Annotated in this window: 20 protein-coding genes; 12 read left to right on the plus strand and 8 right to left on the minus strand. The window is 72.1% G+C overall.

The annotated features are described in order from the left end of the window. Position 1 precedes the first annotated feature (1 nt). The 5 genes from IW245_RS04665 to IW245_RS04685 all read left to right on the plus strand — a co-directional run bounded on the left by IW245_RS04665 (position 2) and on the right by IW245_RS04685 (position 7,912). The gene (locus IW245_RS04665) at positions 2 to 1,165 is read left to right on the plus strand and encodes a Gfo/Idh/MocA family protein (protein ID WP_197001959.1); all 1,164 of its coding nucleotides are present in this window, start codon (positions 2 to 4) and stop codon (positions 1,163 to 1,165) included. 8 nt (positions 1,166 to 1,173) lie between these two features. After that, a complete protein-coding gene (locus IW245_RS04670; RefSeq protein ID WP_197001960.1) occupies positions 1,174 to 3,996 on the plus strand; it encodes a PQQ-dependent sugar dehydrogenase in 2,823 nt (940 codons plus the stop codon). A gap of 95 nt (positions 3,997 to 4,091) precedes the next feature. Then, complete coding sequence (locus IW245_RS04675; protein WP_197001961.1) at positions 4,092 to 6,164, plus strand: ThuA domain-containing protein; 2,073 nt, start codon at positions 4,092 to 4,094, stop codon at positions 6,162 to 6,164. Between the two features lie 77 nt (positions 6,165 to 6,241). Continuing rightward, a complete protein-coding gene (locus IW245_RS04680; protein ID WP_197001962.1) occupies positions 6,242 to 7,240 on the plus strand; it encodes a sugar phosphate isomerase/epimerase family protein in 999 nt (332 codons plus the stop codon). A 72-nt stretch (positions 7,241 to 7,312) separates the two neighbouring features. Continuing rightward, complete coding sequence (locus tag IW245_RS04685) at positions 7,313 to 7,912, plus strand: EboA domain-containing protein (protein ID WP_197001963.1); 600 nt, start codon at positions 7,313 to 7,315, stop codon at positions 7,910 to 7,912. Positions 7,913 to 7,970: 58 nt separating this feature from the next. Here the strand turns inward: IW245_RS04685 and IW245_RS04690 are convergent, their stop codons facing one another. Next, positions 7,971 to 8,897 carry a proline dehydrogenase family protein gene (locus IW245_RS04690; protein ID WP_372445084.1) on the minus strand — a complete coding sequence of 309 codons (927 nt, stop codon included), beginning with the start codon at positions 8,895 to 8,897 and terminating at the stop codon, positions 7,971 to 7,973. 144 nt (positions 8,898 to 9,041) lie between these two features. Here IW245_RS04690 and IW245_RS04695 point away from each other — a divergent pair, with 144 nt between their 5' ends. Further along, positions 9,042 to 10,220 (plus strand): PucR family transcriptional regulator, encoded by a 1,179-nt coding sequence (locus IW245_RS04695; protein WP_197001965.1) that lies wholly within the window; start codon positions 9,042 to 9,044, stop codon positions 10,218 to 10,220. Between the two features lie 8 nt (positions 10,221 to 10,228). On the opposite strand, the gene IW245_RS04700 is transcribed toward IW245_RS04695, so the two are convergent. From IW245_RS04700 to IW245_RS04720, 5 genes are all read right to left on the minus strand, one after another. Further along, positions 10,229 to 11,230 (minus strand): LacI family DNA-binding transcriptional regulator, encoded by a 1,002-nt coding sequence (locus tag IW245_RS04700; RefSeq protein ID WP_197001966.1) that lies wholly within the window; start codon positions 11,228 to 11,230, stop codon positions 10,229 to 10,231. Positions 11,231 to 11,276: 46 nt separating this feature from the next. Next, the gene (locus IW245_RS04705; RefSeq protein WP_197001967.1) at positions 11,277 to 12,677 is read right to left on the minus strand and encodes a GH1 family beta-glucosidase; all 1,401 of its coding nucleotides are present in this window, start codon (positions 12,675 to 12,677) and stop codon (positions 11,277 to 11,279) included. After that, positions 12,674 to 13,513 carry a carbohydrate ABC transporter permease gene (locus IW245_RS04710; protein ID WP_197001968.1) on the minus strand — a complete coding sequence of 280 codons (840 nt, stop codon included), beginning with the start codon at positions 13,511 to 13,513 and terminating at the stop codon, positions 12,674 to 12,676. Before IW245_RS04710 ends, IW245_RS04705 begins: the two co-directional genes overlap by 4 nt. Next, positions 13,510 to 14,403: a carbohydrate ABC transporter permease gene (locus tag IW245_RS04715; RefSeq protein WP_231398659.1), complete on the minus strand. Its 894-nt coding sequence runs from the start codon at positions 14,401 to 14,403 to the stop codon at positions 13,510 to 13,512. The genes IW245_RS04710 and IW245_RS04715 overlap by 4 nt, the downstream gene beginning before the upstream one ends. Before the next feature lie 107 nt (positions 14,404 to 14,510). Beyond that, entirely contained in the window at positions 14,511 to 15,809 is a 1,299-nt protein-coding gene (locus IW245_RS04720) for an ABC transporter substrate-binding protein (protein ID WP_197001970.1), read from the minus strand. 281 nt (positions 15,810 to 16,090) lie between these two features. Between IW245_RS04720 and IW245_RS04725 the strand changes: the two genes are divergently transcribed. Then, positions 16,091 to 17,860 carry a glycoside hydrolase family 6 protein gene (locus IW245_RS04725; RefSeq protein WP_197001971.1) on the plus strand — a complete coding sequence of 590 codons (1,770 nt, stop codon included), beginning with the start codon at positions 16,091 to 16,093 and terminating at the stop codon, positions 17,858 to 17,860. Positions 17,861 to 17,877: 17 nt separating this feature from the next. Further along, positions 17,878 to 19,368, plus strand: coding sequence for a cellulase family glycosylhydrolase (locus tag IW245_RS04730; protein WP_197001972.1), 1,491 nt, complete (start codon positions 17,878 to 17,880; stop codon positions 19,366 to 19,368). Positions 19,369 to 19,612: 244 nt separating this feature from the next. Here IW245_RS04730 and IW245_RS04735 read toward each other — a convergent pair whose 3' ends face one another. Beyond that, entirely contained in the window at positions 19,613 to 20,839 is a 1,227-nt protein-coding gene (locus IW245_RS04735; RefSeq protein ID WP_197001973.1) for an ATP-grasp domain-containing protein, read from the minus strand. Beyond that, positions 20,839 to 22,095, minus strand: a complete 1,257-nt coding sequence (locus tag IW245_RS04740; protein ID WP_231398661.1) for an ATP-grasp domain-containing protein — start codon at positions 22,093 to 22,095, stop codon at positions 20,839 to 20,841. Before IW245_RS04740 ends, IW245_RS04735 begins: the two co-directional genes overlap by 1 nt. A 241-nt stretch (positions 22,096 to 22,336) precedes the next feature. Between IW245_RS04740 and IW245_RS04745 the strand changes: the two genes are divergently transcribed. From IW245_RS04745 to IW245_RS04760, 4 genes are read left to right on the plus strand one after another with little or no spacing between them, the layout of a single operon-like run. After that, positions 22,337 to 23,302, plus strand: a complete 966-nt coding sequence (locus IW245_RS04745) for an ATP-grasp domain-containing protein (RefSeq protein WP_197001974.1) — start codon at positions 22,337 to 22,339, stop codon at positions 23,300 to 23,302. Further along, positions 23,299 to 24,519: an AMP-binding protein gene (locus tag IW245_RS04750; protein ID WP_197001975.1), complete on the plus strand. Its 1,221-nt coding sequence runs from the start codon at positions 23,299 to 23,301 to the stop codon at positions 24,517 to 24,519. Before IW245_RS04745 ends, IW245_RS04750 begins: the two co-directional genes overlap by 4 nt. Beyond that, complete coding sequence (locus IW245_RS04755; protein WP_197001976.1) at positions 24,516 to 25,796, plus strand: MFS transporter; 1,281 nt, start codon at positions 24,516 to 24,518, stop codon at positions 25,794 to 25,796. Before IW245_RS04750 ends, IW245_RS04755 begins: the two co-directional genes overlap by 4 nt. Beyond that, positions 25,793 to 26,647, plus strand: coding sequence for an SDR family oxidoreductase (locus IW245_RS04760; RefSeq protein WP_197001977.1), 855 nt, complete (start codon positions 25,793 to 25,795; stop codon positions 26,645 to 26,647). The genes IW245_RS04755 and IW245_RS04760 overlap by 4 nt, the downstream gene beginning before the upstream one ends.

The following is a 26,647-nucleotide window of genomic DNA, read 5'->3' on the forward strand; positions in this document are numbered from 1 at the left end:
CATGGGGTCCACCCTCCGCGTCGGCATGGTCGGGTACGCCTTCATGGGCACCGCCCACTCCCAGGCCTGGCGCACGGTCAACCGGGTCTTCGACCTGCCGCTGCGGGCCGAGATGACGGCCGTCTGCGGCACGGACCGGGCCGGGGTCGCGGCGGCGGCGCACCGCCTCGGCTGGGCCGGGCACTGCACCGACTGGCGTGAACTCGTCGCCCGCGACGACATCGACGTGATCGACATCTGCACGCCGGGAGACAGCCACGCCGAGATCGCCATCGCCGCCCTGGAGGCCGGCAAGCACGTGCTGTGCGAGAAGCCGCTGGCCAACACGCTCGCGGAGGCGGAGGCCATGGTCGAGGCCGCGGCCCGCGCCCACCCGGGAGGCGTCCGGGCGATGTGCGGGTTCAACTACCGCAGGGTGCCCGCGATCGCGCTGATGCGGGACCTGGCGGCGGCCGGGCGGCTGGGGACGGTCCGGCACGTGCGGGCCGCGTACCTGCAGGACTGGATCACCGATCCCGGGTACCCGCTGGTATGGCGGCTGCGCCGGGACCGGGCCGGATCCGGGGCGCTCGGTGACCTCGGCGCGCACGTCGTGGACCTGGCCCAGCACGTCACGGGGCAGCGGATCACCGGGGTGAGCGCCGTGACGGAGACTTTCGTCAAGGAACGTCCGCTGACCTGGGGGAGCACCCGGCGCGGTCGGGTCACGGTCGACGACGCCGCGCTCGTGGTCGGCAGGCTCGACGGCGGAGCGTTGGCCAGTTTCGAGGCCAGCCGGTTCGCGACCGGGCGGAAGAACTCCCTGCGGATCGAGATCAACGGCGATCGCGGTTCCCTGTCCTTCGACCTGGAACGGCTCAACGAGCTGGCCTACTACGACGCCGACCGGCCGGCGGCCGAGCAGGGCTTCACCACGATCCTCGTGACGGAGCCGCACCACCCGTACCTGTCGGCCTGGTGGCCGCCCGGGCACGCCCTCGGCTACGAGCACACCTTCACCCACCAGCTCCGCGACCTGATCGACGCGATCGGGACCGGGGCCGACCCGCAGCCCTCGTTCGCCGAGGCCCTCACCGTGCAACTCGTCCTGGACGCCGCCGAACGCAGCGTGGCCAACGGCGCCGGCTGGACGCAGGTGCAACCTCCCCTCCCCTCACTCCTCTAAGGACCGCCATGACACCGTCCCTCCGGTGGCGCGCCCGGCTGCTCGTCGCCGCGCTGCTGTCCGCACCGCTCCTCGCGGTGACCCTGCCAGCCCAGGCCCACGACGTGATCAACCCGGCAGACTTCCAGCAGGTGACCCTCGCCAAGGGGGTCGCCGAGATGGGCGAGCCGATCACGATGGCCGTGCTGCCCGACCGCTCGGTCCTGCACACCTCCCGCGACGGCACGCTGCGCCTCACCGACGCGGCCGGCGGCACGAAGGTCGCCGGCAAGCTGACCGTCTACTCCCACGACGAGGAGGGGTTGCAGGGCGTCGGCGTGGACCCCAACTTCACCACCAACCGCTTCATCTTCCTGTACTACGCGCCGCCGCTGTCCACCCCCGCCGGTGACGCCCCGGCCACCGGCACCGACTTCTCGGCGTGGAAGGGCGTCAACCGGCTGTCGCGCTTCGTCCTGAAGACCGACGGCACCCTCGACCTGGCCAGCGAGAAGAAGGTCCTCGACGTCGACGCCGACCGGGGGATGTGCTGCCACGTCGGCGGGGACATCGACTTCGACGCCGCCGGCGACCTGTACCTGAGCACCGGGGACGACACCAACCCGTTCAACTCCAACGGGTACAGCCCGCTGGACGAGCGCACCGACCGCAACCCGGCCATGGACGCGCAGCGCTCGGCGGCCAACACCAACGACCTGCGGGGCAAGGTCCTGCGGATCAAGGTGAACGCCGACGCGTCCTACTCGATCCCGGCCGGCAACCTGTTCGCCCCGGGCACGGCGAAGACCCGGCCGGAGATCTATGCGATGGGCTTCCGCAACCCGTACCGGATGAGCGTCGACAAGGCCACCGGCGTCGTCTACCTCGGCGACTACGGGCCCGACGCCGGGGCCGCAGACGCCAACCGGGGGCCGGGCGGGCAGGTAGAGTTCGACCGGATCACCGGGCCGGGCAACTACGGCTGGCCCTACTGCACCGGCACGAACACCGCCGCCGAGACGTACAACGAGTGGAACTTCGCCACGGACAGCACGGGGCCGAAGTACGACTGCTCGGGGCCGACGAACAACTCGTTCCGCAACACCGGCCTGGCCACGCTGCCGGCCGCCCGGTCCGCGTGGATCCGCTACGGCGGCGACGCCGGCTCCCCGCCGGAGTTCGGCTCGGGGAGCGAGTCCCCGATGGGCGGCGCCGTCTACCACTACGACGCGGCCTCGACCTCCCCGGTGAAGTTCCCGGCCAGCCTGGACGGGCACTACCTCGCCGCCGAGTTCGGCCGCCAGTGGCTCAAGGCGATCGACGTCAACGCCGACGGCACCCCGGGGGCGATCGCGGCCTTCCCGTGGGCCGGCACCCAGATCATCGACACGGCGTTCGGCCCGGACGGCGCGCTGTACGTCCTGGACTACGGCACCGGCTACTTCAGCGGCGACGCCAACTCGGCCCTGTACCGGATCGACTACATCGGCGGGGCCAACCGCGCCCCGTCGGCGGTGGCGAAGGCCGACCGGACGTCGGGCACCGCGCCACTGGCCGTCGCGTTCTCCTCGGCCGGCAGCTCCGACCCCGAGGGCGGCGCGCTGACCTACTCCTGGGCGTTCGGCGACGGCGGGACGTCGACGGCAGCCAACCCGGGGCACACGTACGCGGCGAACGGGCAGTACACGGCCACGCTGACGGTGCGCGACCCGGACGGGAACACGGCCACGGCCAACGTGACCGTCACGGTCGGCAACACCGCGCCGACGGTCACCCTGTCGCTGCCCGGGGACGGGCAGCTGTTCTCCTTCGGGGACACCGTGCCGTTCCAGGTCACGGTGACCGACCCCGAGGACGGGCCGATCGACTGCTCGAAGGTGACCGTGACCTACATCCTCGGCCACGACAGCCACGGGCACGCCATCACCTCGGCGACCGGGTGCTCCGGGTCGATCAATGTGCCCGTGGACGGGGAACACGACGCGTCGGCGAACATCTACGGGGTCTTCGACGCCCAGTACACCGACAAGGGCGCCAACGGGCAGCCGGCGCTGACCACCCACGACCAGCACGTCACCCAGCCCCGGCACCGGCAGGCCGAGCACTTCGGCACCTCGTCGGGGATCAACAAGTTCACCAAGGCGACCGCCGAGGGCGGGGCGACCGTCGGGGACATCAACAACGGGGACTGGATCGGCTTCGCCCGGTACCAGGTCGGCAACGCCGTGTCCTTCGACGCCCGGGTGTCCTCCGCCGGGGTCGGCGGCACCCTGACCCTGCGGACCGGCTCGCCCACCGGCCCGGCCATCGGTTCGGCGACCGTGCCGGTCACCGGCGGCTGGGAGACCTTCGCGACCGTCACCGGGGCGATCACGGCGGCCCCGACGGGGACCACGAGCCTGTACCTGGTGTTCACCGGCGGCGCGGGCGCGCTGTTCGACGTGGACGCGTTCACCCTCAACACCGGCACGTCCCGGGTCGGCCCGGTCAAGGGCGTCGGCGGCAAGTGCGTCGACGTGGCCAACGCCGGCACGGCCGACGGCACGAAGATCCAGCTCTACACGTGCAACGGGACCGGCGCGCAGTCCTGGACCGTGAACGGGTCGACGCTGCGGGCGCTCAACAAGTGCCTGGACGTGGCCGGCGGCGCGACGGCGGCCGGCACGAAGGTGCAGCTGTGGACCTGCAACGGCACGGGAGCCCAGAACTGGGCCGCCCAGGCTGACGGGACGCTGCGCAACCCCGTCTCCGGCCGGTGCCTGGACGCCTCCGGCGGCAGCTCCGCCGACGGCACCCAACTGATCATCTGGGACTGCCACGCCGGCCCGAACCAGAAGTGGACCCTGCCCTAGCCGGCACCGGGCGGGCGGCCCCGCGCCGCCCGCCCGGCCCGGCTCCGGTCCGGTCCCGCGAGGCCGGCCGTCCCCACGATCCGAGAGGCACCGCCATGAGAGCCCTGCTCCCCAGACTGCTGGCCGTGACCGCCCTGGCACTGGCCATGGTCACCGGCCCGACCGCGCACGCCGCCGACAGCCCCTACCAGGTCCTCGTGTTCTCCAAGACCACGGTGTTCCGGCACGACTCGATCCCCGCCGGCATCCAGGCCATCCGAGACCTGGGCGCCGCCAACAACTTCACCGTCACGGCCACCGAGGACGCGACGACCTTCAACCCCACCACCCTCTCCCAGTACCAGGCCGTCGTGTTCCTCAGCACCACCGGCGACGTGCTCGACGCCACCCAGCAGTCCGCCTTCGAGTCCTACATCCGGGCCGGCGGCGGGTACGTCGGCATCCACGCCGCCGCCGACACCGAGTACGACTGGCCGTTCTACGGCGAACTCGTCGGTGCGTACTTCGCCTCGCACCCCGCCCAGGCCCAGGCGACGGCCACCGTCGAGGACCGCGCGCACGCCGCCACCGCGCACCTCGGCACCACCTGGTCCCGCTACGACGAGTGGTACAACTACCGGCTCAACCCGCGCGGCGACGCCCACGTGCTGGCCACCCTGAACGAGTCCAGCTACGCCGGCGGGGCGATGGGCGCCGACCACCCGCACGTGTGGTGCAAGTCGTTCCAGGGCGGCCGGTCCTTCTACACCGGGCAGGGCCACACGATCGCCTCGTACGCCGAACCGGCGTTCCGCGCCGAACTGCTCGGCGGCATCCGGTACGCGGCGGGCAGGACGAAGGCCGACTGCCGGCCCGAGGTCAACTACACGAGCCTGTTCAACGGTTCGACCACCGGCTGGTCGCAGGCCGGGCCGGGCGGGTTCACCAACACCGACGCGACCCTTACCTCCCACGACGGCCTGGGCCTGCTGTGGTACTCGGCGAAGGAGCTGCACTCCTACTCCCTCAAACTCGACTGGAAGCTCGCCGGCGACGACAACTCCGGCGTGTTCGTCGGCTTCCCGGCCAGCACCGACCCGTGGTCGGCCGTCAACAACGGCTACGAGATCCAGATCGACGCCACCGACACCCCCGACCACACCACGGGGGCGGTCTACGGCTTCCAGTCCGCCGACCTGGCCGCCCGCGACGCCGCGCTCAATCCGCCGGGGGAGTGGAACACCTACGAGATCCTCGTCGAGGGCGAAAGGCTCCGGGTGTTCCTCAACGGCGCGCTGATCAACGACTTCACCAACACCGACCCGGTCCGGTCGCTGCAACAGGGCTACATCGGGATCCAGAACCACGGCACCGGCGACGACGCCTCCTTCCGCAACATCCGGATCCGGGAGACCGGGACGTACGCGGTGCAGGCCGAGTACGCCTCCGCCGTCAACGCCGACGGGCCCCGGCTCTACCCGCACGCCGCGCACGGGGGCGCCGTCCTCGGCGACGTGCAGCCGGGGGACTGGGCCGCCTACAACGACACCGACCTGACCGGGGCGACGGCGTTCACCGCCCGGGTCGCCGGGGTCGGCTCCACCGGCGGGCTCCAGATCCGGGCCGACTCCCCGACCGGGGCGCTCCTCGGCTCGGTGGCCGTGCCCGCCACCGGCGGCTGGGAGACCTACGCCAATGTCAGCACCACCCTGACGGGTGTCCCCGCCGGACGGCACCGGCTGTATCTGGTGTCCACCGGCTCCTCCTTCGACGTGGACGACTTCACCCTCGCGGCGACCACCCCGCCGGGCGGGGTCGGTCCGATCAGGGGAGTGGCCGGCAAGTGCGTGGACGTGGCCGGCGGCGGGTCGGCGGACGGGACGAAGGTCCAGCTGTACACCTGCAACGGGTCGGCGGCGCAGACCTGGACCGTGACCGGTACGACGCTGCGGTCGCTCGGTAAGTGCCTCGACGTGGCCGGTGGCGCGACCGCCGCCGGGACGAAGGCGCAGCTGTGGACCTGCAACGGCACGGGGGCGCAGAACTGGGCGGCGCAGGCCGACGGTTCGCTGCGCAACCCGCAGTCGGGGCGGTGCCTGGACGCGTCGGGCGGCGGCACGGCCGACGGCACCCAGTTGATCATCTGGGACTGCCACGGTGGGGCCAACCAGAAGTGGACTCTGCCCTAGCGCGCACGGTGGGGACCGACGCTGTCGGGTCGGTCCCCACCGTAACCCTGAAAAGATCTTGATCTGGAGTGTGACGCATGACCCGACCGATCACCCTGTTCACCGGCCAGTGGGCCGACCTGCCGTTCGAGGAGGTCTGCCGGCTCGCCGCCGGCTGGGGCTACGACGGGCTGGAGATCGCCTGCTGGGGCGACCACTTCGACGTCGCCCGGGCCCTCGCCGACGACGACTACGTCGCCGACCGGCGGCGGATCCTCAAAGCCCACGGCCTGCGGGTGTGGACCCTGTCCAACCACCTCGTCGGCCAGGCCGTCTGCGACCACCCCATCGACGACCGGCACCGGTCCATCCTGCCGGCCGCCGTCTGGGGCGACGGCAACCCCGAGGGCGTGCGCCGCCGGGCCGCCGACCGGATGAAGGACACCGCCCGCGCGGCGGCCCGGCTCGGCGTCGACACCGTCGTCGGCTTCACCGGCTCGTCGATCTGGCACACCCTGGCCATGTTCCCCCCGGTCCCCGAGAAGACCATCGAAGACGGGTACGCCGACTTCGCCGCCCGCTGGCACCCGATCCTCGACGTCTTCGACGAGGTCGGCGTCCGCTTCGCCCACGAGGTACACCCGGCCGAGATCGCCTACGACTACTGGACCACCCGGCGCGCCCTCGACGCGATCGGCCACCGACCCGCGTTCGGCCTCAACTGGGACCCGTCCCACATGGTCTGGCAGGACCTGGACCCGGTCGCCTTCCTCCTCGACTTCGCCGACCGGATCTACCACGTGGACTGCAAGGACACCCGGATCCGGGTCGGCGACGGCCGCCGGGGCCGGCTGTCGTCCCACCTCGGCTGGGCCGACCCCCGACGCGGCTGGGACTTCGTGTCCACCGGCCGCGGCGACGTGCCCTGGGAGGACTGCTTCCGGGCCCTCAACCACATCGGATACGCCGGCCCGATCTCGATCGAGTGGGAGGACGCGGGGATGGACCGGCTCGTCGGTGCCCCCGAGGCGCTCGCGTTCGTCCGCACGATGACCTTCGACCCGCCCACGGCCGCGTTCGACGCGGCGTTCACATAGGCATCTCGACGCGTCGATCCCTGGACACGGCCGCGCCCGCGTGATCACCTGAACGGTGCGAGGAGGACTGCCATGACCCCGGACCGCCTGCGCGCGGCGCTCGTCGCGGTGCCCGACCGCGACTGGCTGGTGCGCGCGCTCATCCGCGTCGCGGCGGAACCCGGAACCGTCGTCGGCTACTACTCCGTGGCCCGGCGGCGCTGCGGCCACGTGGACCTACCCGACGCCCCCGGCTGGACGGCCGACACGGCCGCCCGGGTGCTGCTGCTGACCGTCCTGCCGGCCCGGGGCCGCAAACTCGCCGAGGTCGTCGAGCAGCTCTACCAGTTCGGCGACGCCACGGAGAAGCACGCCGTGCTGCGCGCGCTGCCCATGCTGGACCTCGGGCCGGCGGCCGTCCCGGTGCTGCACGAGGCGGTCGGCAGCCACGACCCACGCCTGCTGGCCGCCGCGATGGGCCCCTACTCCGAGCACCTCGACGACACGGCCTGGCGGGAGGCGGTGCTGACCTGCGTGCTGGAGGGGGTGCCGCTGGCCGCGATCCACCACCTGGACCGGCGGGCCGACGACGCGCTCGCCGACGCGCTCGCCGGGTACGCGGCGAAGTGCCGGGCGGCGGGGCATCCGGTGTCCCCGGACGTGACGGCGCTCCTGCACCGGCGGGGCCGCTGAGCACCGGTGTGGCCTGGGTCCCGGTCGCGCCCGCCTGGAGCGACCGGGACCCAGGTGGTCAGCGGCTGAACAACGACCGGGCGAAGAAGGCCAGGTTGGCCGGGCGCTCGGCGAGCCGGCGCATGAAGTAGCCGTACCAGTCCTCGCCGTAGGGCAGGTACACCCGGACCAGGTGGTCGCGGGCGGCGAGGTCGCGCTGCTCGGCGGCCCGGATGCCGTAGAGCATCTGGAACTCGTAGCTGCCCGGCTCACGGCCGAGCTCGGTGCCGAGGCTCTCGGCGATCTCGACCATCCGCAGGTCGTGCGTGGCGATCATCGGGTACGCCTTCGACGCCATCAACGTCCGCATGCACCGCACGTACGCGAGGTCCACGTCCCGCTTGGCGGGGTGGGCGACCGACGCCGGCTCGGCGTACGCGCCCTTGACCAGGCGGACCCGGGAACCGGCGGTGGACAGGTCGGCACAGTCGGCCTCGGTGCGCCGCAGGCACGACTGCAGCACCGCCCCGACCCACGGGTACTCCCCGCGCAGGTCGCGCACCGTGCCCAGCGTCGCGTCGACCGTGGTGTGGTCCTCCATGTCCACGGTGACCGTGGTGCCGGCGACCCGCGCCGCCTCGCAGATCGCGACGGCGTTGGCCAGGGTCACCTGCTCGGCGTCCGTGGCGAGCTTCTGCCCGAGGGCCGACAACTTGACGGACACCTCGACCTGACCCGACAGCCCGAGGTCGGTGAGCTGGCCGAGCAGCGCCAGGTACGCGTCCCGGGTGGCAGCGGCGTCCGCGGCGTCGAGGGTGTCCTCGCCCAGGTGGTCGATTGTGACGTGCAGGCCCCGGTCGACGAGCCCGGTGGTGGAGGCGACGGCCTGGTCCAGGGTCTCGCCGGCCACGAACCGGTCCGCCAGCCGGCGCAGCGCCGGGGTGCCGGTGACGGCGCGGCGCATCCGCGCACTGCGGGACGCGATCAACAAGGGTTGCGAGAACAACGGACAGACCTCCTGAGGGGGCCGCGACGCGGCGGTGACCGAGAACGTATGCCTGACGGGCCACCCCGTTCAACAGACAGACGTCACAGTCGGGTGACCTATTTCTCAGACATATGCTCAACGAACCTGTGCGAGAATCGCGGCATGCGACCCGAGCTGCAGGACATCGTCGACCGGGTGTCGCGGCTGCTGGCCACCCCGGTGACGCTGGAGGACCGCGACTTCAACCTGGTGGCGTTCGGCTCCCAGTCCGGCGGGATCGACCACGTCCGCCAGCGGTCGATCCTCGACCGGGGCTCCTCGCCCGAGGTCCGGGAGTGGTTCGAACGGTTCGGGATCGCCACCAGCGACCGGCCGGTGCGCACCCCGGCCGACCCGGACCGCGACGTGCTGGCCCGGGTATGCCTGCCCGCCCGGTTCAACGGCGTCACCTACGGCTACCTGTGGCTCCTCGACGAGCGGCACGACCTCGACGACGCCCTGCTCGGGGCGGCCCTGCACGACGCGGCCCGGGCCGGCGCGGTCCTGGCCCAGCAGGCCCGGGCCAAGGAACGCCTGGAGGACAGGGTGCAGAGCCTGCTGTCCCCCGACCCGGGCACCGTGGAGGCCGCCGCCGAGGAGATCGCCGAACTGGGGCTGGTGGGGCGGGACGTACCCGTCGTCGCGGTCGTGCTGCGGACGGTGCCAGAGTCGGTGAACCAGGCCGTACCCATGAATCTGTGGCGGCTGCCCCGGTCGGTGATGGCCGCGACCGGCGGTGACCACAGCACCCTCCTGATGCCCCTCGACGACGCCGCCGACCTGCGGCCCGCCCGCGCACTGGCCCACCAGGCCCTTGCCCTGTACGCCGAACAGCTCCCGCCCGACCTGCGCCGGCACGCGGTCGCCGGGATCGGCGGGCCCCGCCCCGACCTGGCCCACGCGCGGGAGAGCTGGCGGGAGGCCCGGCTCGCGATCCGGGTCAGCGCGGAGGTGCCGGGGCTGCGCCCGGTCGCCAGCTGGCCGGACCTGGGCATCTACCGGCTGCTGGCCTGCGGCCCGCCGGCCGAGCTGCGCGACGCCGTCCTCGACGACGCGGCGCGCCGACTCCTCGACCACGGGGACCCGGTGCTGCTGGCCACGGCGACCACGTTCCTCGACGAGGCCGGCAACGTGCAACGCAGCGCGGCGGCGCTCGGCATCCACCGGCAGACGCTCTACCACCGCCTCGGCCGGATCCGGCAGGTCACGGGCGCCGACCTGGACCGGGGACCCGACCGGCTGCGGCTGCACCTCGCCCTGACCCTGGCCCCACTGCTCCAGACCCGCACGGCCGCCGGGTAGGCCGGGCCTCAGGACGACGCGCGGACCGTGAGCCGGGTCGGCAGGGTGAGCTGCCGCGACCCGGACACCACCCCGTCGATCCGCCGCACCAGCAACGCCACCATCTCCCGCCCCATCGCCTCCACCGGCTGGTGCACGCTCGACAGCGCCGGATCCGTGTGCCGGGCGATGTCGGAGTCGTCGAAGCCCACGACCGCCACGTCGTCGGGCACCCGGCGGCCGGACTCCTTGAGCACCCGCAACGCGCCGGCCGCCATCGGGTCCGACGCCGCGAACACCGCGTCGAGGTCGGGCGCCCGGTCGAGCAGCCGGCGCATCGCCGCCGCGCCGCTGTCCTCGGAGAAGTCGCCGTACTCGACCAGGTCGCCCCCGGCCACCTCCCGAAACCCCTCGACGCGGGCGACACCCACCGCCATGTCCTGCGGCCCGCCGATCGTGGCCATCCGGCCCCGGCCCCGGCCGGCGAGGTGCTCGGCGGCCAGCCGCGCGCCGCCCAGGTTGTCCGCGTCCACCCAGTAGTCGGCCTCGCCCCGGGTCGGCCGGCCGGCGCGGACCGTGGGCACGCCCCGACCCTCCAACTGCGCCGGCAGCGGATCGTCGCCGTGCAGGGAGAGCAGGAGCGCGCCGTCGACGTGCTGTCGGGTCAGGTAGTGGTCGAGCCGGCCGCGTTCCTCCGCGGACTGCGCGATGGTGAGCAGCAGCTGGAACCGGGTGCCGGCGAGCGCGGCGCTGACCCCGTGCACGATCCGGCCGAAGAACGGCTCGGCGAAGAACCGTTCGCCCGACTCGGACACCACGAGAGCTATCGAGTCGGTGCGCCGGGTGACCAGGGAGCGGGCGGCGCGGTTGGGCACGTAGCCCAGCTCGGCGATGGCCCGCTCCACGGCCTCCCTGGCCTGGGGGCTGACGTGCGCCTCGCCGTTGACGACCCGCGACACCGTGCCCCGGCCCACCCCGGCCAGCGCCGCCACCTGGTCCAGCGTCGGCCGGCCGATCTGGTTGTCTCCCATCGCGCACCCCCTCGCGCACAGTCTGCCTGGCCCACGCCGCCGCCGGTCACCGTGGGTCGCCGGCTCCCGGAGCCCGCCGGGTCGCGGCGATCGTCGTCCGGTACCAGTCGCCGCTGTCCTTCACCGTCCGCCGCTGGGTGGCGTAGTCGACGTGCACCAGGCCGAAGCGGCGCGAGTAGCCCCAGGACCACTCGAAGTTGTCGAACAGCGACCAGGCGAAGTACCCCCGCAGCGGCACCCCCTTCCCCACGGCCTCCGCGCAGGCCCGCAGGTGCGCGTCGAGGTAGGCCACCCGCTCCGGGTCGCGCACGCCACCGTCGGCCGCCACGGTGTCGTGGAACGCCGCCCCGTTCTCCGTGACGTACAGCGGGAGCGCCGGATATTCCGTGTGCACCCGGTGCAGCACCTCCACCAGGCCGGGCGCGTCGATCTCCCAGCCCATGGCCGTCGTCGGCAGCCCGCGCCGCACGAACCGGACGTGCTCGCTGCCCGGCCAGGGCGAGCCGACGTCCAGCCCCGGCGCGCCGTGCCCGGCGCCGTCACCGGGACCGTCGGTCGTGACCACGTTGCGGGTGTAGTAGTTGACGCCGAGGAAGTCCAGGGGCGCGGCGATCGTCGCCAGGTCCCCGTCGCGGACGTGCCCGAAGTCGGTGACCCCGGCCAGATCGGCGACCACGTCGGCCGGGTACCTGCCGAGCAGCACCGGGTCGAGGAAGAACCGGTTCTGCAACCCGTCGATCCGCCGGACCGCGTCGTCGTCGGCCGGCCCGGCCGGACTGGTCGCGTACAGGTTCAGCGTGACGCCCACCTCCGACCCGGGCAGCCGGCGCGCGGCGAGCCCGTGGCCGAGCATCAGGTGGTGCGCGGCCCGCACGGCGTCGGCCCCGTCGCGGCGGCCCGGGGCGTGCACGCCGGAGCCGTAGCCGAGGAACGCCGAGCACCACGGCTCGTTGAGGGTGGTCCACGTGCGGACCCGGTCACCGAGCGCCGCGTGCATCGTCTCGGCGTAGTCGGCGAACCGGTGCGCCGTGTCCCGCGACGGCCAGCCGCCGGCGTCCTCCAGGGCCTGGGGGAGGTCCCAGTGGTACAGCGTCAGCCACGGCGCGATCCCGTTGTCGAGGAGCGCGTCCACGAGCCGGCGGTAGAAGTCCAGCCCGGCCTGGTTGACGGCCCCCCGGCCGTCGGGCTGGACCCGGCTCCAGGACACGGAGAACCGGTAGGCGTCCAGGCCCAGCGCGGCCATCGTCGCGACATCGGCGGCCATGCGACGGTAGTGCTCGATGGCCGTGTCTCCGGTGTCCCCGCCGAGGATCCGACCGGGGGTGTGCGAGAACGTGTCCCAGATGGACGGTCCCCGGCCGTCGGCGGCTACGGCGCCCTCGATCTGGTAGGCGGCGGTGGCGGCGCCGAGGACGAAGTCGGCGGGCAGGCCCAGGGGCTCGGTCATTGCTTCACGGCACCTTCCATGATTCCGCCGATGATCTGGCGGCCGAACACGACGAAGACGAGGAGCAGCGGGACGGTCGCGATGGCGGTACCGGCGAACACCTGGGAGTAGTCGGTGTAGTACGCGGTGGCCAGCGCCTTGAGGGACATCTGCACGGTGGGCGTGTCCGGGTCGAGCACGACGAAGGACCACAGGAACTCGTTCCACGTCTGCATGAACTGGAGCAGGAACAGCACGGCCGCGGCGGGGCGCAGTGCCGGCAGCACCACGTTCCAGTAGATCCGCAGCGTGGAGCAGCCGTCGACCCGGGCGGCCTCGATCAGCTGGTCGGGGACGGCCGCGTCGGCGTACTGGCGCATCATGAACACGCCGAACCCGGTGACCAGGAACGGCACGATCACCGCCTGCAACGTGCCCTGCCAGCCGAGTTCCACCATCAGCATGTACAGCGGGATCAGCCCGAGCTGGGTCGGCACCATCATCGTGGCGACGATGACCAGCAGCAGCGCGTTGCGGCCCCGGAACCGCAGCTTGGCGAACGCGAACCCGGCCAGGGTGGAGAACAGCACGACGGAGAACGCCACGACGAGCGACACGATCAGGGAGTTGGCCAGGCCGTAGAGGAACAGGGCGTCGTCGTTGGCCAGCAACCGGGACGTGTTCTCCGCGAGGTGCGAGCCGGGCAGCAGCGGCGGGGGGACGTCGTTGATGGCGTCGTTGCTGCGGCTGGCGACGATGAAGGTCCAGTAGATCGGGAACGCGCTGAGCACCACGGCGAGGATCAACCCCAGATACGTCAGGGGGCTCGCGTGCCACAACCGGCTACCGGCCCTCATCGGGCACCCCGACGCACCAGCGCGAAGTTGATCAGCGACGCGACGAGAATGAGCAGGAACAACACCCAGGCCATCGCCGAGCCGTACCCGTAGTCGAAGTCCCGGCCGAAGGCCCGCTCATAGATGTACATCGACAGGGTCTGGAACTGCCGCAGACTGCCGCCCTCGATCCGCCCCGACGCCAGCAGCAGCGGCTCGGCGAACAGCTGCATGCCCCCGATGGTGGCGATGATGGCCGTGAACAGGATCGTGGGCCGCAGCAGCGGGACCGTGATCCGCCAGAACTGCTTCCACGCCGACGCGCCCTCGATGGCCGCCGCCTCGTACAGGTCCGCCGGGATGGTCTGCATCGCCGCCAGGTAGATCAGCGCGTTCCAGCCGGTCCAGCGCCAGTCGACCATGACGGCGATCGCCGACCACGACGACCACTTCTCGGCGGTCCAGTTGACCGGGTCGACGCCGGCCAGGCCGAGTACCCAGTTGGCGAGGCCGAAGTTGTTCGCGAACAGCAGCGAGAACACGATGCCGACGGCCGCGACGGAGGTGATGTTGGGCAGCAGGATGCCGAGCCGGACGGCCGTGCGGGCCCGCATCCGCTTGTGCAGGGCGTTCGCGATGGCCAGAGCCAGCAGGAGCTGCGGCACCGTGGACAGCACGAACATGCCGACGGTGTTGCCGGTCGCGTTCCAGAAGTGCTCGTCGTCGAGCAGCGCCGTGTAGTTGTCCAGCCCGACGAAGGTGTGGCCGCCGAGCAGGTTCCAGTCGTGCAGCGACACCCACAGGGTGTAGAGCAGCGGGAACAGGCCGAAGACCGCGAAGAGCACGAAGAACGGGGCGACGTACAGGTAGGGCGACAGGGTCGTGTCGAGTCGGGAGAGGCGGTGCCTCATGGTCAGGTCCATTCGCTCGCAGGAACCGGGTCGGGCGGCCCGCCGCGCGAGGCGGCGGGCTGGGGAGTCGGGTGGGTGGCACCCCCTCGGATGCCACCCGGTCCGACTCAGCCCACGCGCTTGCGCGCCTCGGCGTTCGCCGCCTTCCAGGCCTCCTCCGACGAGGCCTTGCCCTGCTCCACGGCCTGCAACTGGGGCATGAACACGCTCTCCCAGATCTCCTGGTGCTTGGCCCCGAGGAACACCGGCCGCATCGTCCGCACGCTGTCGGCGAAGATCTTCCCGGTGGGCGCGTTGTTGAAGTAGTCGTTGCGCGAGTCCCGGAACGCCGGGTCCTCCAGGGCCTGCGGGGACGACGGCATCGCGCCGACCTCCTTGTACACAGCCAGCTGCCCGTCCTTGCCGGTCAGGTACTTCGCCAGCTCGTAGGCCTCCTTCGGGTGCTTCGACTGCTTCGGGACGGCGAAGTAGGAGCCGCCCCAGTTGCCGGTGCCGCCGGGGATCGTGGCCACGTCCCACTTGCCGGCGCCCTCGTCGCCGGCGTTGGCCTTGATCACGCCGGTCATCCACGCCGGACAGGGCATGGTGGCGAACGCCGCCTTCTTGAACCCGGCCTCCCAGTCCTTGCTCCACGTGGTCAGCTTGGCGGTCAGGCCGTCGCTGATCAGGGAGTTCGCGTAGTCCCAGGTATGGCGGACCGACGGGTTGCTGTCCGCGATCAGCGTGTTGTCCGGGCTGAAGAAGATCCTGTCGCTGGCCTGCATCGCGTACGGCTGAACGACGCCCGTCGCGCTGTCCGTCCAGGCCGCGCCGGTGTTCTTCGCCTTGAACGCCACGCCCGACGCCCGGTACGCCTCCCACGTCGGCCACAGCTTGGCCACCTCGGCCCGGTCGGTGGGCATGCCCGCCTTGGCGAGCAGGTCGGTGCGGTAGCACATGGCCAGGCCGCCGACGTCGGTGCCGAGCCCGACGAGCTTCTTGCCGTCGGAGGTCATGCCGCGCTGGTACTTCCAGGACAGGAAGCTGTCCTTGAGGCCCGCGCCGCCGTAGTCGAGCAGGTTGGCGAAGTTGTCGGGCTGCTGCAGGTAGCCGAGCAGCACGCCCTCCTCGAGCATCACGACGTCACCGGCGCCCTTGCCGGCCCCGAGCCACTGCACGAGTTTGGGCTGGAAGTCGCGCAGCTCGCCGAGCTTCTGGTGGTCGACGACGATGTTCGGGTGCGCGGCCTGGAACGCCGCGACAGCCTGGTCGATGCCGGGCTTGCCGAAGGTCTGGATGACGAGCTTGGTCTTGCCGGTGGCGCCTGTGTCGTCCTTCCTGCTGCACGCCGCGGTCATGCCCAGGGCGGTGACCGCCGCGAGCGCGAGCACGGCGGCCCTGCGCAGCGGCCCGGTGCTGAGGCTCATGGAAACCCTCGTTTCGATGGTGCGGGGAGTGGTCGGGGGGATGTCGCCCACATTTCTGGGAGCGCTCCCAAGATGGTGCGCCGACGATGCACCCTTGTCAATCACCCCCTTGTCAAACCCCTGGATACCACCATTTTTGTACCTGTCGGCACGCGATGGGCATCGATGCCTTCTTGTTCTGGGAGCGCTCCCATGCAATGATGGCGATCACTTCCCGCAATCTCCCGGAAACACTCCCGCCGCCCCAATTGGGAGCGCTCCCAACCCCTCAGGAGTATCTGATGAGACCACGAAGGACCCTCGTCGTCGCCGCGGCCCTGGCACTGGCCACCGCCGGTGCCGTCGCGACCCTGACCACCCCCTCCCATGCCGCGTCCGCCGGCTGCGCCGTGACGTACACGGTCACGAACCAGTGGCCCGGCGGCTTCGGCGCGAACGTCGCGGTCACCAACCTCGGCGACCCCCTCGCCACCTGGCGGCTGGAGTTCGACTTCCCTGTCGCCGGACAGACCGTCACCCAGCTGTGGAACGGCGTCGCGACCCAGGCCGGCCGGCACGTGACCGTCACCAACGCCGGCTGGAACGGCCCACTCGGCACGAACGCCACGGTCACCCCGGGCTTCAACGGCGCGTGGACCACGACGAACCCGGCCCCGACGGCGTTCAGCCTCAACGGCGTCCCCTGCGACGGCGGCACCCCGACCCCCGGGCCGTCCCCGAGCACCTCCCCGACGGCCACCCCGACCGTCTCGCCGACCGCCTCCCCGTCCCCGGGTCCCACCACAGGCCCAGCCCCCGGGCACGTCGACAACGCCTTCGCCGGCGCCACCGGCTACGTCAACCCCGACTGGCGCGCCAAGGCCCTCGCCGAACCCGGCGGCGACCGGATCGCGAACACCTCCACCGGCATCTGGCTGGACCGGATCGCCGCCATCGCCGGCACCCCGTCAGCGATGGGCCTGCGCGCCCACCTCGAGGCGGCCCTCACCCAGGACGCCGCGAACGGGACGGCCCCGCTGACCATCGAGTTCGTCATCTACAACCTGCCGAACCGGGACTGCTCGGCGCTGGCCTCCAACGGCGAGCTGCTGATCGGTCAGGACGGGCTGCGCCGGTACCAGACCGAGTACATCGACCCGATCGCCGCGATCATGGCCGAGCCGAGGTACCGGAACCTGCGGATCGTCACCGTCGTGGAGATCGACTCGTTGCCGAACCTGATCACCAACACGAACGTGCCGGCGTGCGCGGAGGCCCAGTCCACCGGCGCGTACGTCCAGGGGGTCCGCTACGCCCTGAACAAACTGCACGCGATCTCCAACGTCTACACCTACGTCGACGCCGCCCACCACGGCTGGCTGGGCTGGGACTCCAACTTCGGCCCGGCCGCGAACCTGTTCGCGTCCACCGTGGCCGGGACGACGGCCGGGTTCGCGAGCGTCGACGGCTTCATCACCAACACAGCCAACTACTCGGCCCTGACCGAGCCGCACTTCTCCATCACCACCACGGTCAACGGCACCTCGGTGCGTCAGTCGCACTGGGTGGACTGGAACTACTACGTGGACGAGGGGACCTACGCCACCGCGTTCCGCGCGAAGCTGGTCTCCCTCGGCTTCGCCCCGACCCTCGGCATGCTGATCGACACGTCCCGCAACGGCTGGGGCGGGGCCGCGCGACCGACCGGGCCCAGCACCTCGACGGTCGTGGACACGTTCGTCAACGACTCCCGGGTCGACCGGCGCATCCACGCCGGCAACTGGTGCAACCAGTCCGGCGCCGGCCTGGGCGAGCGGCCGAGGGCCAACCCGGCCCCGGGCGTCGACGCCTACGTGTGGATCAAGCCGCCGGGGGAGTCCGACGGGTCGAGCACCGCGATCCCGAACGACGAGGGCAAGGGCTTCGACCGGATGTGCGACCCGACGTACACCGGCAACGAGCGCAACGGGCACAGCATGTCCGGCGCGCTGCCGAACTCCCCGCTGGCGGGCGCGTGGTTCTCCGCCCAGTTCCAGCAGCTGATGGCCAACGCCTACCCGGCGTTGCCGTAGCGGAAGGACACCCCGTCATGTGGTACGCACTCTCCCGCCTGCTGACCGGCGCGCTCGCCGGCGCCCTTCTCGCCGTCCCCGCCCCGGCGCACGCCGCCGAGGCCCCGTCCACCACCCGGGCCGCCGTCTCGGCCCCCGGCTACTGGCACACCTCCGGCCGGACCATCCTGGACTCCGCGGACCAGCCGGTCCGGATCGCAGGGGTCAACTGGTTCGGGTTCGAGACCACCAACCGGGTCCCGCACGGCCTGTGGATCCGCGACTACCGGTCCATGATCGACCAGATCGGGGCCACCGGCTACACCACGATCCGGCTGCCGTTCAGCGACGACGTGTTCACCGGCACCCCGAATGGCATCGACTTCGGCAACGGCCGCAATGCCGACCTCGCCGGGCTCACCTCGCTCGGCGTCATGGACAAGCTCGTCGGCTACGCCGGCTCCGTCGGCCTGCGGGTCATCCTCGACCGGCACCGGCCGGACTCCACCGGCCAGTCGGCGCTCTGGTACACCCCGCAGGTGCCCGAGTCGACCTGGCTCGCGCACCTGCGGGCCCTGGCCACCCGCTACCGGGGAGACCCGACCGTCGTCGGGATCGACCTGCACAACGAGCCGCACGACCCGGCGTGCTGGGGCTGCGGCGACCTGGCGACCGACTGGCGGCTGGCCGCCGAGCGGGGCGGCGAGGCGGTGCTCGCCGGCAATCCCGAGCTGCTGGTCTTCGTGGAGGGGGTCCAGTCCTACCACGGCGACACGTACTGGTGGGGCGGCAACCTCCAGGGCGCCGGCGCGTACCCGGTCCGACTGTCCGTCCCGCACCGTCTCGTGTACTCCGCCCACGACTACGCCACCAGCGTGTACGCCCAGCCGTGGTTCAGCGACCCGTCCTACCCGGCCAACCTGCCCGGGGTCTGGACGAAGAACTGGGGCTACCTGTTCCAGCAGGGCACGGCCCCGGTCTGGCTGGGGGAGTTCGGCACCACGCTGGCCTCGACCACCGACCAGACCTGGCTGCGCACCCTGGTCGGCTACCTGCGCCCCACCGCGCCGTACGGCGGGGACAGCTTCGGCTGGACCTTCTGGTCGTGGAACCCGAACTCCGGCGACACCGGCGGGATCCTCACCGACGACTGGACGACGGTGAACACCACGAAGGACGCGTACCTGGCGACCATCAAGACGGGCGGCACCGGTGGGCCCGACCCGGCCGGGTGCTCGGCCGCCTATCGGATCGACAACCAGTGGGGCACCGGCTTCACCGCCACGGTCACGGTGACCAACACCGGGGCCGCGCCGGCCGCCGGCTGGCGGGTCACCTGGACCTGGCCCGGTGACCAGCGGATCGTCAACGTCTGGAACGCCGCCGAGACCCGCACCGGCCAGGCCGAGTCGGTGACCAACGCGGCCTGGAACGGTGCCCTCGGCCTCGGGGCGGCGGCCAGTTTCGGCTTCCAGGCCAGCTACACCGGCCCGAACGGCGTGCCGACGCCGAGCTGCACGGCGACCTGAGTCCCGACCGGCCAGTCCACAGCGGGTCCCCGGACTGGCCGGTCGCCCCGGGCCGCTACCTCCGCGACCAGCCCCGGTTCGCGGCGTTCCACCCGCAGGTCCAGCGGTCCCCGCCAGCCGATGGGTTGGGCCGCCGCTGCCCGGGAGGGTCGGGCGGCGGCGGGGGTGCTGTTCCGCCGCCGCCCGGCGTCGACCGGCCGTCGGGGGCAGGGTCGGGAACCTCCGTAACCGTCTGATCGGTTTTCTAGGCGAGCGGTTCGGCGCTGACCCGGAAGTCGCGGGCCGTCGCGGTGATCGCCGCGGCCACCTCCGCCGAGGTCGCGCCCCGGAACCGGAACCGGCCGCCGACGTGCTCGTAGTACGCGTCGGCCGCCGGCAGGATCTCGCCCGGGGCCAGCAACGCCTCGGCGTAGGGGCCGGGGGTGCCGCCGAGCATCGAGGTCACCTCGGCGATCCGGCACGGCCGGGCCGCGGGCGCCGGCACGAGCAGGAAGCCGCCGACCTCCCCGCCCGGCCGGTCCAGCGCCGCGGGCCACGGCCGGGGCTCCTCGCCCATCGCGAGGCGGAACGCCGCCTCCATCAGGTCCCAGCCGTGCACCTCGCGCCAGACGAACGGGATCTCCCCGCCGCCGACCCGCGCGCCGACCTCCAGGAACGCGCAGTCGCCGGTGTCGAGGTCCACGAAGACCTCCAAGTGGAACATCGACGGCCCGTCCGACATGGCCGCCATCACCCGGGTGCCGAACGCGCGGATCGCCGCCACGATCCGGGGGTCGTCCTCCTCGACGGAACCCAGCGCCGTGCCGTGCCGGAAGTCCAGACAGTTGGTCATGTACCGCGAGGCCCGCAACGGCCCCACGGCCGTGCCGTCGAAGTACCCGTCGACGTGGAAGATCTGCCGGGGGTCGAAGGACTGGACCATCATGGGGCCGTCCTCGTCGAAGGCGAGCGCCGCGCACTCCCCGGGGCCGTCCACCCGCGACACGCCCACGCTGGAGCTGCCCATCCGGGGTTTGACGATCACCGGCCAGCCGTGCCGGTCGGCGAAGTCCTGCACGGCGGCGGCGTCCGGCGCGGCGGCGAAGTACGGGGCGGCGAGCCCGGCGTCGGCGATCACCTCGGCCATCACCAGCTTGTCCCGGAACCGGAGCAGGTCCGCCGGGGTCAGGCCCGGGCAGCCCCACTCGGCGCGCAGCTGGGCGGCGACCAGCAGGTCGTCCTCCTTCAGCGCGATGATGGCCACCGGGTGGCCGTGGTTCTCGGCGAGCTGCTTGACCCGGTCGGTCACGGCCGACAGGTCGTCGGTGGCGGCCACCAGGGCGATCTCCGCCGCGTACGGGGTCACGGAGGGCGCGGCGACCTCGGTGGTGACGTAGCTGACCGCGTACCGGTCGTGGTCTATGTAGCGTTCGTACTCGGCGTAGCGGGCCCGCCAGCGGTGGATGAGGACGACGTGCGGCCGGTCCGCCATCAGGACTCCCCGGCCAGCGCGTAGAACCCGGGGCCGTCGAGGTAGCGCAGCGTGCCGAAGTCGCGGACGACGACCTCCTCCACCGGGTGCGACAGGTTCACGATCATCGGGCAGGTCAGGTCGTCGACGGTGCGCTTGAGCCGGCCGCCGGGGGCGACCAGCGGGCGCACATCGTGCAGGCTCTCCAGCTTCTCCACCTCCGGGAGCAGCGGGTACGAGCCCAGCTCGGCGTCGACCGTCGACACCTGCATCGCGGTGACGAAGTGTCGGCGCAGCTGGTAGTCGTCCTTCCACCGGGCGGCGAAGCGCTCCGGGTGCACGTACGCGTCGACCATCCACTCCAGCTGCGCCTCGCCGATGGCCTGCTGGGAGTAGAACGGGATGTCCAGCCCCGCCATCCGGGCCGCGGCCTCCACCAGGCACGGGCCGTCCGGGGTCAGCTTGATCTCCAGGTGCGACGCGCCGTGCGCTATGCCGAGGGCGTCGAGGACCTCGAAGGCGTAGGGCACGACCTGGGCCTGCACGTCGCCGTGCCGGGGGAGGAGCCGGATGCCGCAGGTCAGGTCGGTGATCCCGTTGGCGGTGAGCTTCTCGTACTTCCAGATGTCCGTGACGTGGTGCTGGCCGTCGCGGCTGACGGTGTCGACGATGTACTCGCCGCCCACCAGGTACTCCTGGGCGATCACGCCCTCGTTGCGGATCGAGAAGACGTTGTCCGCCGCGACGATGGCCTCGTAGCCGGCCACGGCCTGCTCGGGGGTGTCGCAGAAGGACACCCCGTCGCCGGCGCCGCTGCGGATCGGCTTGACCACGATCCGGCCGCCGAGCTCACCGTGCCAGTCGGCGAGCTGCTCGGGGCCGGTGACCAGGAGCTGGCGGGTCGCCCGCAGCCCGGCCGCGCGGATCGTCTCGATCTGGATGTACTTGTCCCGCCGGGCCGCGCTCAGCGCCGTGCCGTTGGTGACCAGCCCCAGCGCCTCGCTGAGCTGGTCGGCCAGCTCCACCCCGATCTCGCCCCCGGCGATCACGGCCTCCGGCGCGTGCGCGGCGACCGCCCGGACCGTCGCGTCGAGGTCCCCGGCGTGGATGATGTTCGCGGCGTACGGCGACAGGTCGAAGTTGGTCCGGTACGCCGACGGCGGCTCGAGCGTGGACTGCACCCGGACCACCTGGTAGCCGGCCTTGTGGAACTCCGGCGCGAGCCGCCGGGTCGGTGAGTAGGCGTCGACGATGACGACGTTCTTCTGCACGCTCATGAACAACCCTTCTTGGCCCAGCCACGCTGACGGCGGGACGACCGGATGGTCGGGCCCGAGTGTGCCCACCGGCCCCACAGATCCGCTGTGGATCCGCTGCCCGGCCCGTGGACCCGATTCACAGCGGATCTGTGGCGGGCGTTGCCACACTCGGGGCCGTCTTCCGCCGTCGGGCGGCGATCGAGCCCCACATCCCGGGAACTGGTGAACCATGACTGAGGCGACAAGCACGTTACGACGCATGTGCTGGGTCTTCCCCGACCGCGAGTCGAGCCGCACCTCCGCGAAATGGAACGCGTCCTTCTGGAGCGCGTACGTCGACGTCGCCCGTGAGCTGGGCCTGAGCTGGGACCGCACGACGCCGGAGTCGGTGACCGTGGACGCCCTGGACCTGCGGTCGCCGAAGGTGTACATCGACGGCGAGCGGGTCACGCCGCAGGACACCCTGTTCGTGACGTCGCCGTACACGCTGCCGTACCAGATGCCCGACGCGTTCAACCAGTTCACGCTGTACTCGGTGCTGGAGCAGGCCGGCTTCTACCTGCCGCACCCGACGAGCTTCGCCGCGGTCGGCAACGACAAGCTCGCCACCCTGCTGTTCTTCAAGGACTCCCCGGTCCCGCCGATCCCGACGGTGCGGATCACGGCCGGCCGCGACCTGCTGTTCGACGACTACGTGCCCACGATCGCCGACCTGCCCTACCCGGCGTTCGTCAAGCCGGCCGGCTGGATGGCGTCGCGGGGCATCAACCAGGCCCGCGACTCCCACGACGTGCGCGGCCTGCTCAGCCTCGCGCAGGGCGGCGACACCACCCTGGTGTTCCAGCCGGACCTGGGCCGGCGCACCGTCGACTTCCGGGTGTACGTCGTCGACGGCCGCCCGCACACCACCATGGTCCGCACGACGGGCGAGGGCGCGATCTTCCCGCAGTACAGCACCGGGGGAGCCGCCCAGTACGTCGACATGCCCGCCGAGCTCGCCGACGCCGTGGCGTACTGCGCCGAGCGGCTGCCCGTGCCCTACTTCTGCGCGGACTTCCTGCACGACGGCGAGCGGTTCTGGCTGTCGGAGATCGAGCCGGACGGCGGCATCTTCTGCCCGGACTCCGGCGACCCCGACATCGTCAAGACCCAGCGTGACCTGATCGCGGCCCGGTTCGACGCCTACCGCGCCGGCCACGCGCGCATGCTGGGCGGTGCCCGGTGACCGGCTTCCAGTCCACCACGCCCGGCGCGCTCGACACCGTCCGCGCCACCCTCGCGAAGCTGCGGTCGGTGCCGGAGCTGGCCGACCGGTACGCCGACATCGTCGCCCTCGACAGCCTCGAGGACCTCGTGCACGCCCCGGTCATGGTCAAGGACGACCTCAACGTCGCCCTCGAACACCTCAAGCCGAAGGCGCACCAGGGCGCGACGTGGACGTTCCAGAGCGGCGGCAGCACCGGCTCCCCGAAGCTCGGCTACGCCCCGACCGGCCTGTACATGGACGAGGTCTACGCCCAGTGGAAGCCGCTCGGCCCCGACGACGTGTTCGTCAACGGCTGGGGCGCCGGCAAGCTGTGGGGCGCGCACTACCTGTTCGGCGCGTACGCCGACCTGACCGGCTGCACCGGGATCGGGCTGGGCGCGATCAACCGCGCCGAGTACGACGTGTGGCTGGAGTTCTTCGCCGCCCGGGGCGTCACGGCGCTCGGCGGCACGCCCAGCGTGCTGCGGCCCATCCTCGGCCACGCCCGCGAGACCGGCGTGAAGCTGCCGGACCTGCGCACCGTGCTGTGGCTCGGCGAGGCGTGGAACCCGGGCCTGGACGAGGACATCCCGGCCGTCGCGCCGAACGCGCGCCGCTGGGGCCTGTACGGCAGCACCGAGACCTGGGTCGCCGGCACCAACACCCCCGACTGCCCCGCCGACACCTGGCACCTGCTGCCCTCGCAGCTCGTGCACGTCGGGGAGAACCAGCTGCTCGACTTCACCTCGCTCAAGCCGCACGGGCTGAACCCGGTGCTGCGGTACCGGACCGGCGACGCCGGCGAGTGGGTCACCTGCACCTGTGGCGAGCCGGGCCGCGCGCTGCGGATCCTGGGCCGCCGCGACGGCGAGGTGAAGTTCCGCGGGCTGCTGCTCAACGTGGACGCGATGCTGGGGGCGGTCTCCGGGCAGCCCGGGGTGTCGCGCGCCCAGATCCTGATCACGGAGTACCCGACCAGGGGCGCGACGCTGGAGGTGCTGGTCGTGCCGGCCCGCGACGCCGCGCCCGGCCTGGCCGAGCGGGTCCGCGAGCACATCCTGCAGTCGGCGTTCGGCGGGCCGAGCACGTCGTTCCACCGCGACCCGGAGTCCCTCGGGGTCCGGCTCGTCGAGGACCTGATCAGCAACGACCGGACCGGCAAGACGTCCGGGCTCGTCCAGCGGCAGGCGCAGTGAGCCGGCCGGGGGACGTCGTGCGGCTCGGGCGGGACTTCAACCTGCTCTGGGCCGGCCAGACGGTCAGCAACATCGGTGACAAGGTCAACCTGTTCGTCGTGCCGACAGTCATGATCCTGCTGCTGCACGCCTCGCCGTTCCAGGTCGGGCTCGTCAGCATGGCGCAGTGGCTGGCGATCCCGCTGCTCAGCCTCGTCGCCGGCGTCCTCGTCGACCGGTGGGACCTGCGCGCGACCCTGGTCTGGTGCGACCTGGTCCGGTTCGCCGTGATCGCGCTGATCCCGGTCGCGTGGTGGCTGGACTTCCTGTCCGTGCCGCTGCTGTTCGCCAGCGTGGCCGTGGTCAGCGCCGCCTCGGTGTTCTTCAACATCGGGTACACCGCGACCATCTCCGCCGTGGTGCCCGTGGACGGCCGGGTCAAGGCCTACTCCCGGCTGGAGACCAGCCGGACCTCCGCCGAGGTCGTCGGCCCGGCGGTCGCCAGCGCCCTGTACCAGCTGCTCGGCGTCGCGGCCCTCGTGGTGGACGCCGCGAGCTTCCTGGCCTCGGCGGTCGGCATCCGGGCGATGCGCCCGCACGGCGGCGGGGCGGGCCGCAAGCTCCCGATGTGGTCGCGGCTCAAGCGCGGCGTCCAGTTGAACTGGGACGACCGGGTGCTGCGCGGCACGCTGCTCGGCGCGCTCCTGCTCAACTGCGGCGGCCCGATCTACGTGACCGTGATGCCGATGCTCGCCTACCGGGGCCTGGGCCTGTCCGTGGGGACCTTCGGCACCGTGATGTCGGTGGCCGCCGTGGCCGCCGTCCTCGGCGCACTGATCGCGCAGCGGGTCAGCCGGCTGATCGGCCCGGCGCGGATGTCGCCCTGGTCGGTGTTCCTGCACTGCGCGGTGGGCCTGGGCATCCTGGCGGCCCCGATGCTGCCGCCGGCCCTCGTGCTCGGGGTCACGCTGTCGGGCTACGGGCTGTTCATGGTGTGGTTCAACATCAGCACGGCGGCGATCCGCCAGGCCAGGGTGCCCGCGGAGGACCAGGCCGTCTCGCAGGCGGCGTTCCGCACCGTGACCTGGGGCGTCATCCCGCTCGCCGCGCTGCTCGGCGGCGCGATGGTCGAGGCGCTGACCGGCCACTTCGGGATCCTCAACGCAGCCAAGATCACGATGGTGATCGGTACGGCGGTCCCGGCGCTCGTCGCCTGGATCCCGCTCGCCCCGACCCAGGCCCGGCTCGACCGCGAGCTGGCCGAGACCCAGGGAGAGGCACTGGTGAGCACCCCATGAGCCCGACCGTCCTGATCACCGGCACCTCGTCCGGGATCGGCCTGGAGACGGCGATCGGGGCCGCACGTGCCGGCCACACCACGATCGCGACGATGCGCGACCTCGACCGGTCGGCCGACCTGCGCGCGGCGGCCGACAGCGCGGGCGTCACCGTCGACGTCCGCCGGCTCGACGTGACCGAGGACAAGTCGATCGACGAGTGCCTCGACGGCGTCATCGAGACGTACGGCCGGCTCGACGTGCTCGTCAACAACGCCGGCCGGGCCAACAACTTCCCGACCGTCGAGATGTGCGACATGGACACCTACCGGGCGAACCTGGAGGTGAACTTCTTCGGCGTCGTGGCCACGACCAGGGCCGCGATGCCGCACCTGCGGGCCAGCGGCGGCCGGGTCGTCACCGTCGGCAGCACCCGGGGCCTGATCGGGCAGCCGTTCAACGAGGCGTACTCGGCGGCCAAGTTCGCCGTCGAGGGCTTCCTGGAGAGCCTGGCCCCCACGGCCGCCGCGATGGGCGTGACCGTGGTGATCGTCGAGCCCGGACCGGTGCTGGGCAGCGCGTTCGCCGCCAACCAGGGCGTCACCCGCGAGTCGTTTCTCGCCGCCGCCGGCCCGTACGCCACAGTGCTGGAGCGGTACCTGGACTGGAACGTGCGGACCGGCTTCCCCGGCGCGCAGTCCCCGGCGGACGTCGCAGAGGTGCTCGTGCGGGCGCTGACGGAACCCGAGCCGGCGTTCCGGATCCCGACGAGCGACTGGGCGCGCGACTACGCCGCGATCAAGCTCGCCGACCCCGACGGCGCGGTCGTGCGGGCGATGACCCGCTCGTGGCTCGCCCCGGTCGAGGGCTGA

It is taken from the genome of Longispora fulva (assembly GCF_015751905.1).
GTDB classification, from domain to species: Bacteria; Actinomycetota; Actinomycetes; order Mycobacteriales; family Micromonosporaceae; genus Longispora; species Longispora fulva.

Bases quoted from the DNA above. Each gene is read 5' to 3' on its own strand.
- IW245_RS04665 (WP_197001959.1), top strand. From the start codon at position 2: ATGGGGTCCACCCTCCGCGTCGGCATGGTCGGGTACGCCTTCATGGGC.
- IW245_RS04670 (WP_197001960.1), top strand. From the start codon at position 1,174: ATGACACCGTCCCTCCGGTGGCGCGCCCGGCTGCTCGTCGCCGCGCTG.
- IW245_RS04675 (WP_197001961.1), top strand. From the start codon at position 4,092: ATGAGAGCCCTGCTCCCCAGACTGCTGGCCGTGACCGCCCTGGCACTG.
- IW245_RS04680 (WP_197001962.1), top strand. From the start codon at position 6,242: ATGACCCGACCGATCACCCTGTTCACCGGCCAGTGGGCCGACCTGCCG.
- IW245_RS04685 (WP_197001963.1), top strand. From the start codon at position 7,313: ATGACCCCGGACCGCCTGCGCGCGGCGCTCGTCGCGGTGCCCGACCGC.
- IW245_RS04695 (WP_197001965.1), top strand. From the start codon at position 9,042: ATGCGACCCGAGCTGCAGGACATCGTCGACCGGGTGTCGCGGCTGCTG.
- IW245_RS04700 (WP_197001966.1), bottom strand. From the start codon at position 11,230: ATGGGAGACAACCAGATCGGCCGGCCGACGCTGGACCAGGTGGCGGCG.
- IW245_RS04705 (WP_197001967.1), bottom strand. From the start codon at position 12,677: ATGACCGAGCCCCTGGGCCTGCCCGCCGACTTCGTCCTCGGCGCCGCC.
- IW245_RS04710 (WP_197001968.1), bottom strand. From the start codon at position 13,513: ATGAGGGCCGGTAGCCGGTTGTGGCACGCGAGCCCCCTGACGTATCTG.
- IW245_RS04715 (WP_231398659.1), bottom strand. From the start codon at position 14,403: ATGAGGCACCGCCTCTCCCGACTCGACACGACCCTGTCGCCCTACCTG.
- IW245_RS04720 (WP_197001970.1), bottom strand. From the start codon at position 15,809: ATGAGCCTCAGCACCGGGCCGCTGCGCAGGGCCGCCGTGCTCGCGCTC.
- IW245_RS04725 (WP_197001971.1), top strand. From the start codon at position 16,091: ATGAGACCACGAAGGACCCTCGTCGTCGCCGCGGCCCTGGCACTGGCC.
- IW245_RS04730 (WP_197001972.1), top strand. From the start codon at position 17,878: ATGTGGTACGCACTCTCCCGCCTGCTGACCGGCGCGCTCGCCGGCGCC.
- IW245_RS04735 (WP_197001973.1), bottom strand. From the start codon at position 20,839: ATGGCGGACCGGCCGCACGTCGTCCTCATCCACCGCTGGCGGGCCCGC.
- IW245_RS04740 (WP_231398661.1), bottom strand. From the start codon at position 22,095: ATGAGCGTGCAGAAGAACGTCGTCATCGTCGACGCCTACTCACCGACC.
- IW245_RS04745 (WP_197001974.1), top strand. From the start codon at position 22,337: ATGTGCTGGGTCTTCCCCGACCGCGAGTCGAGCCGCACCTCCGCGAAA.
- IW245_RS04760 (WP_197001977.1), top strand. From the start codon at position 25,793: ATGAGCCCGACCGTCCTGATCACCGGCACCTCGTCCGGGATCGGCCTG.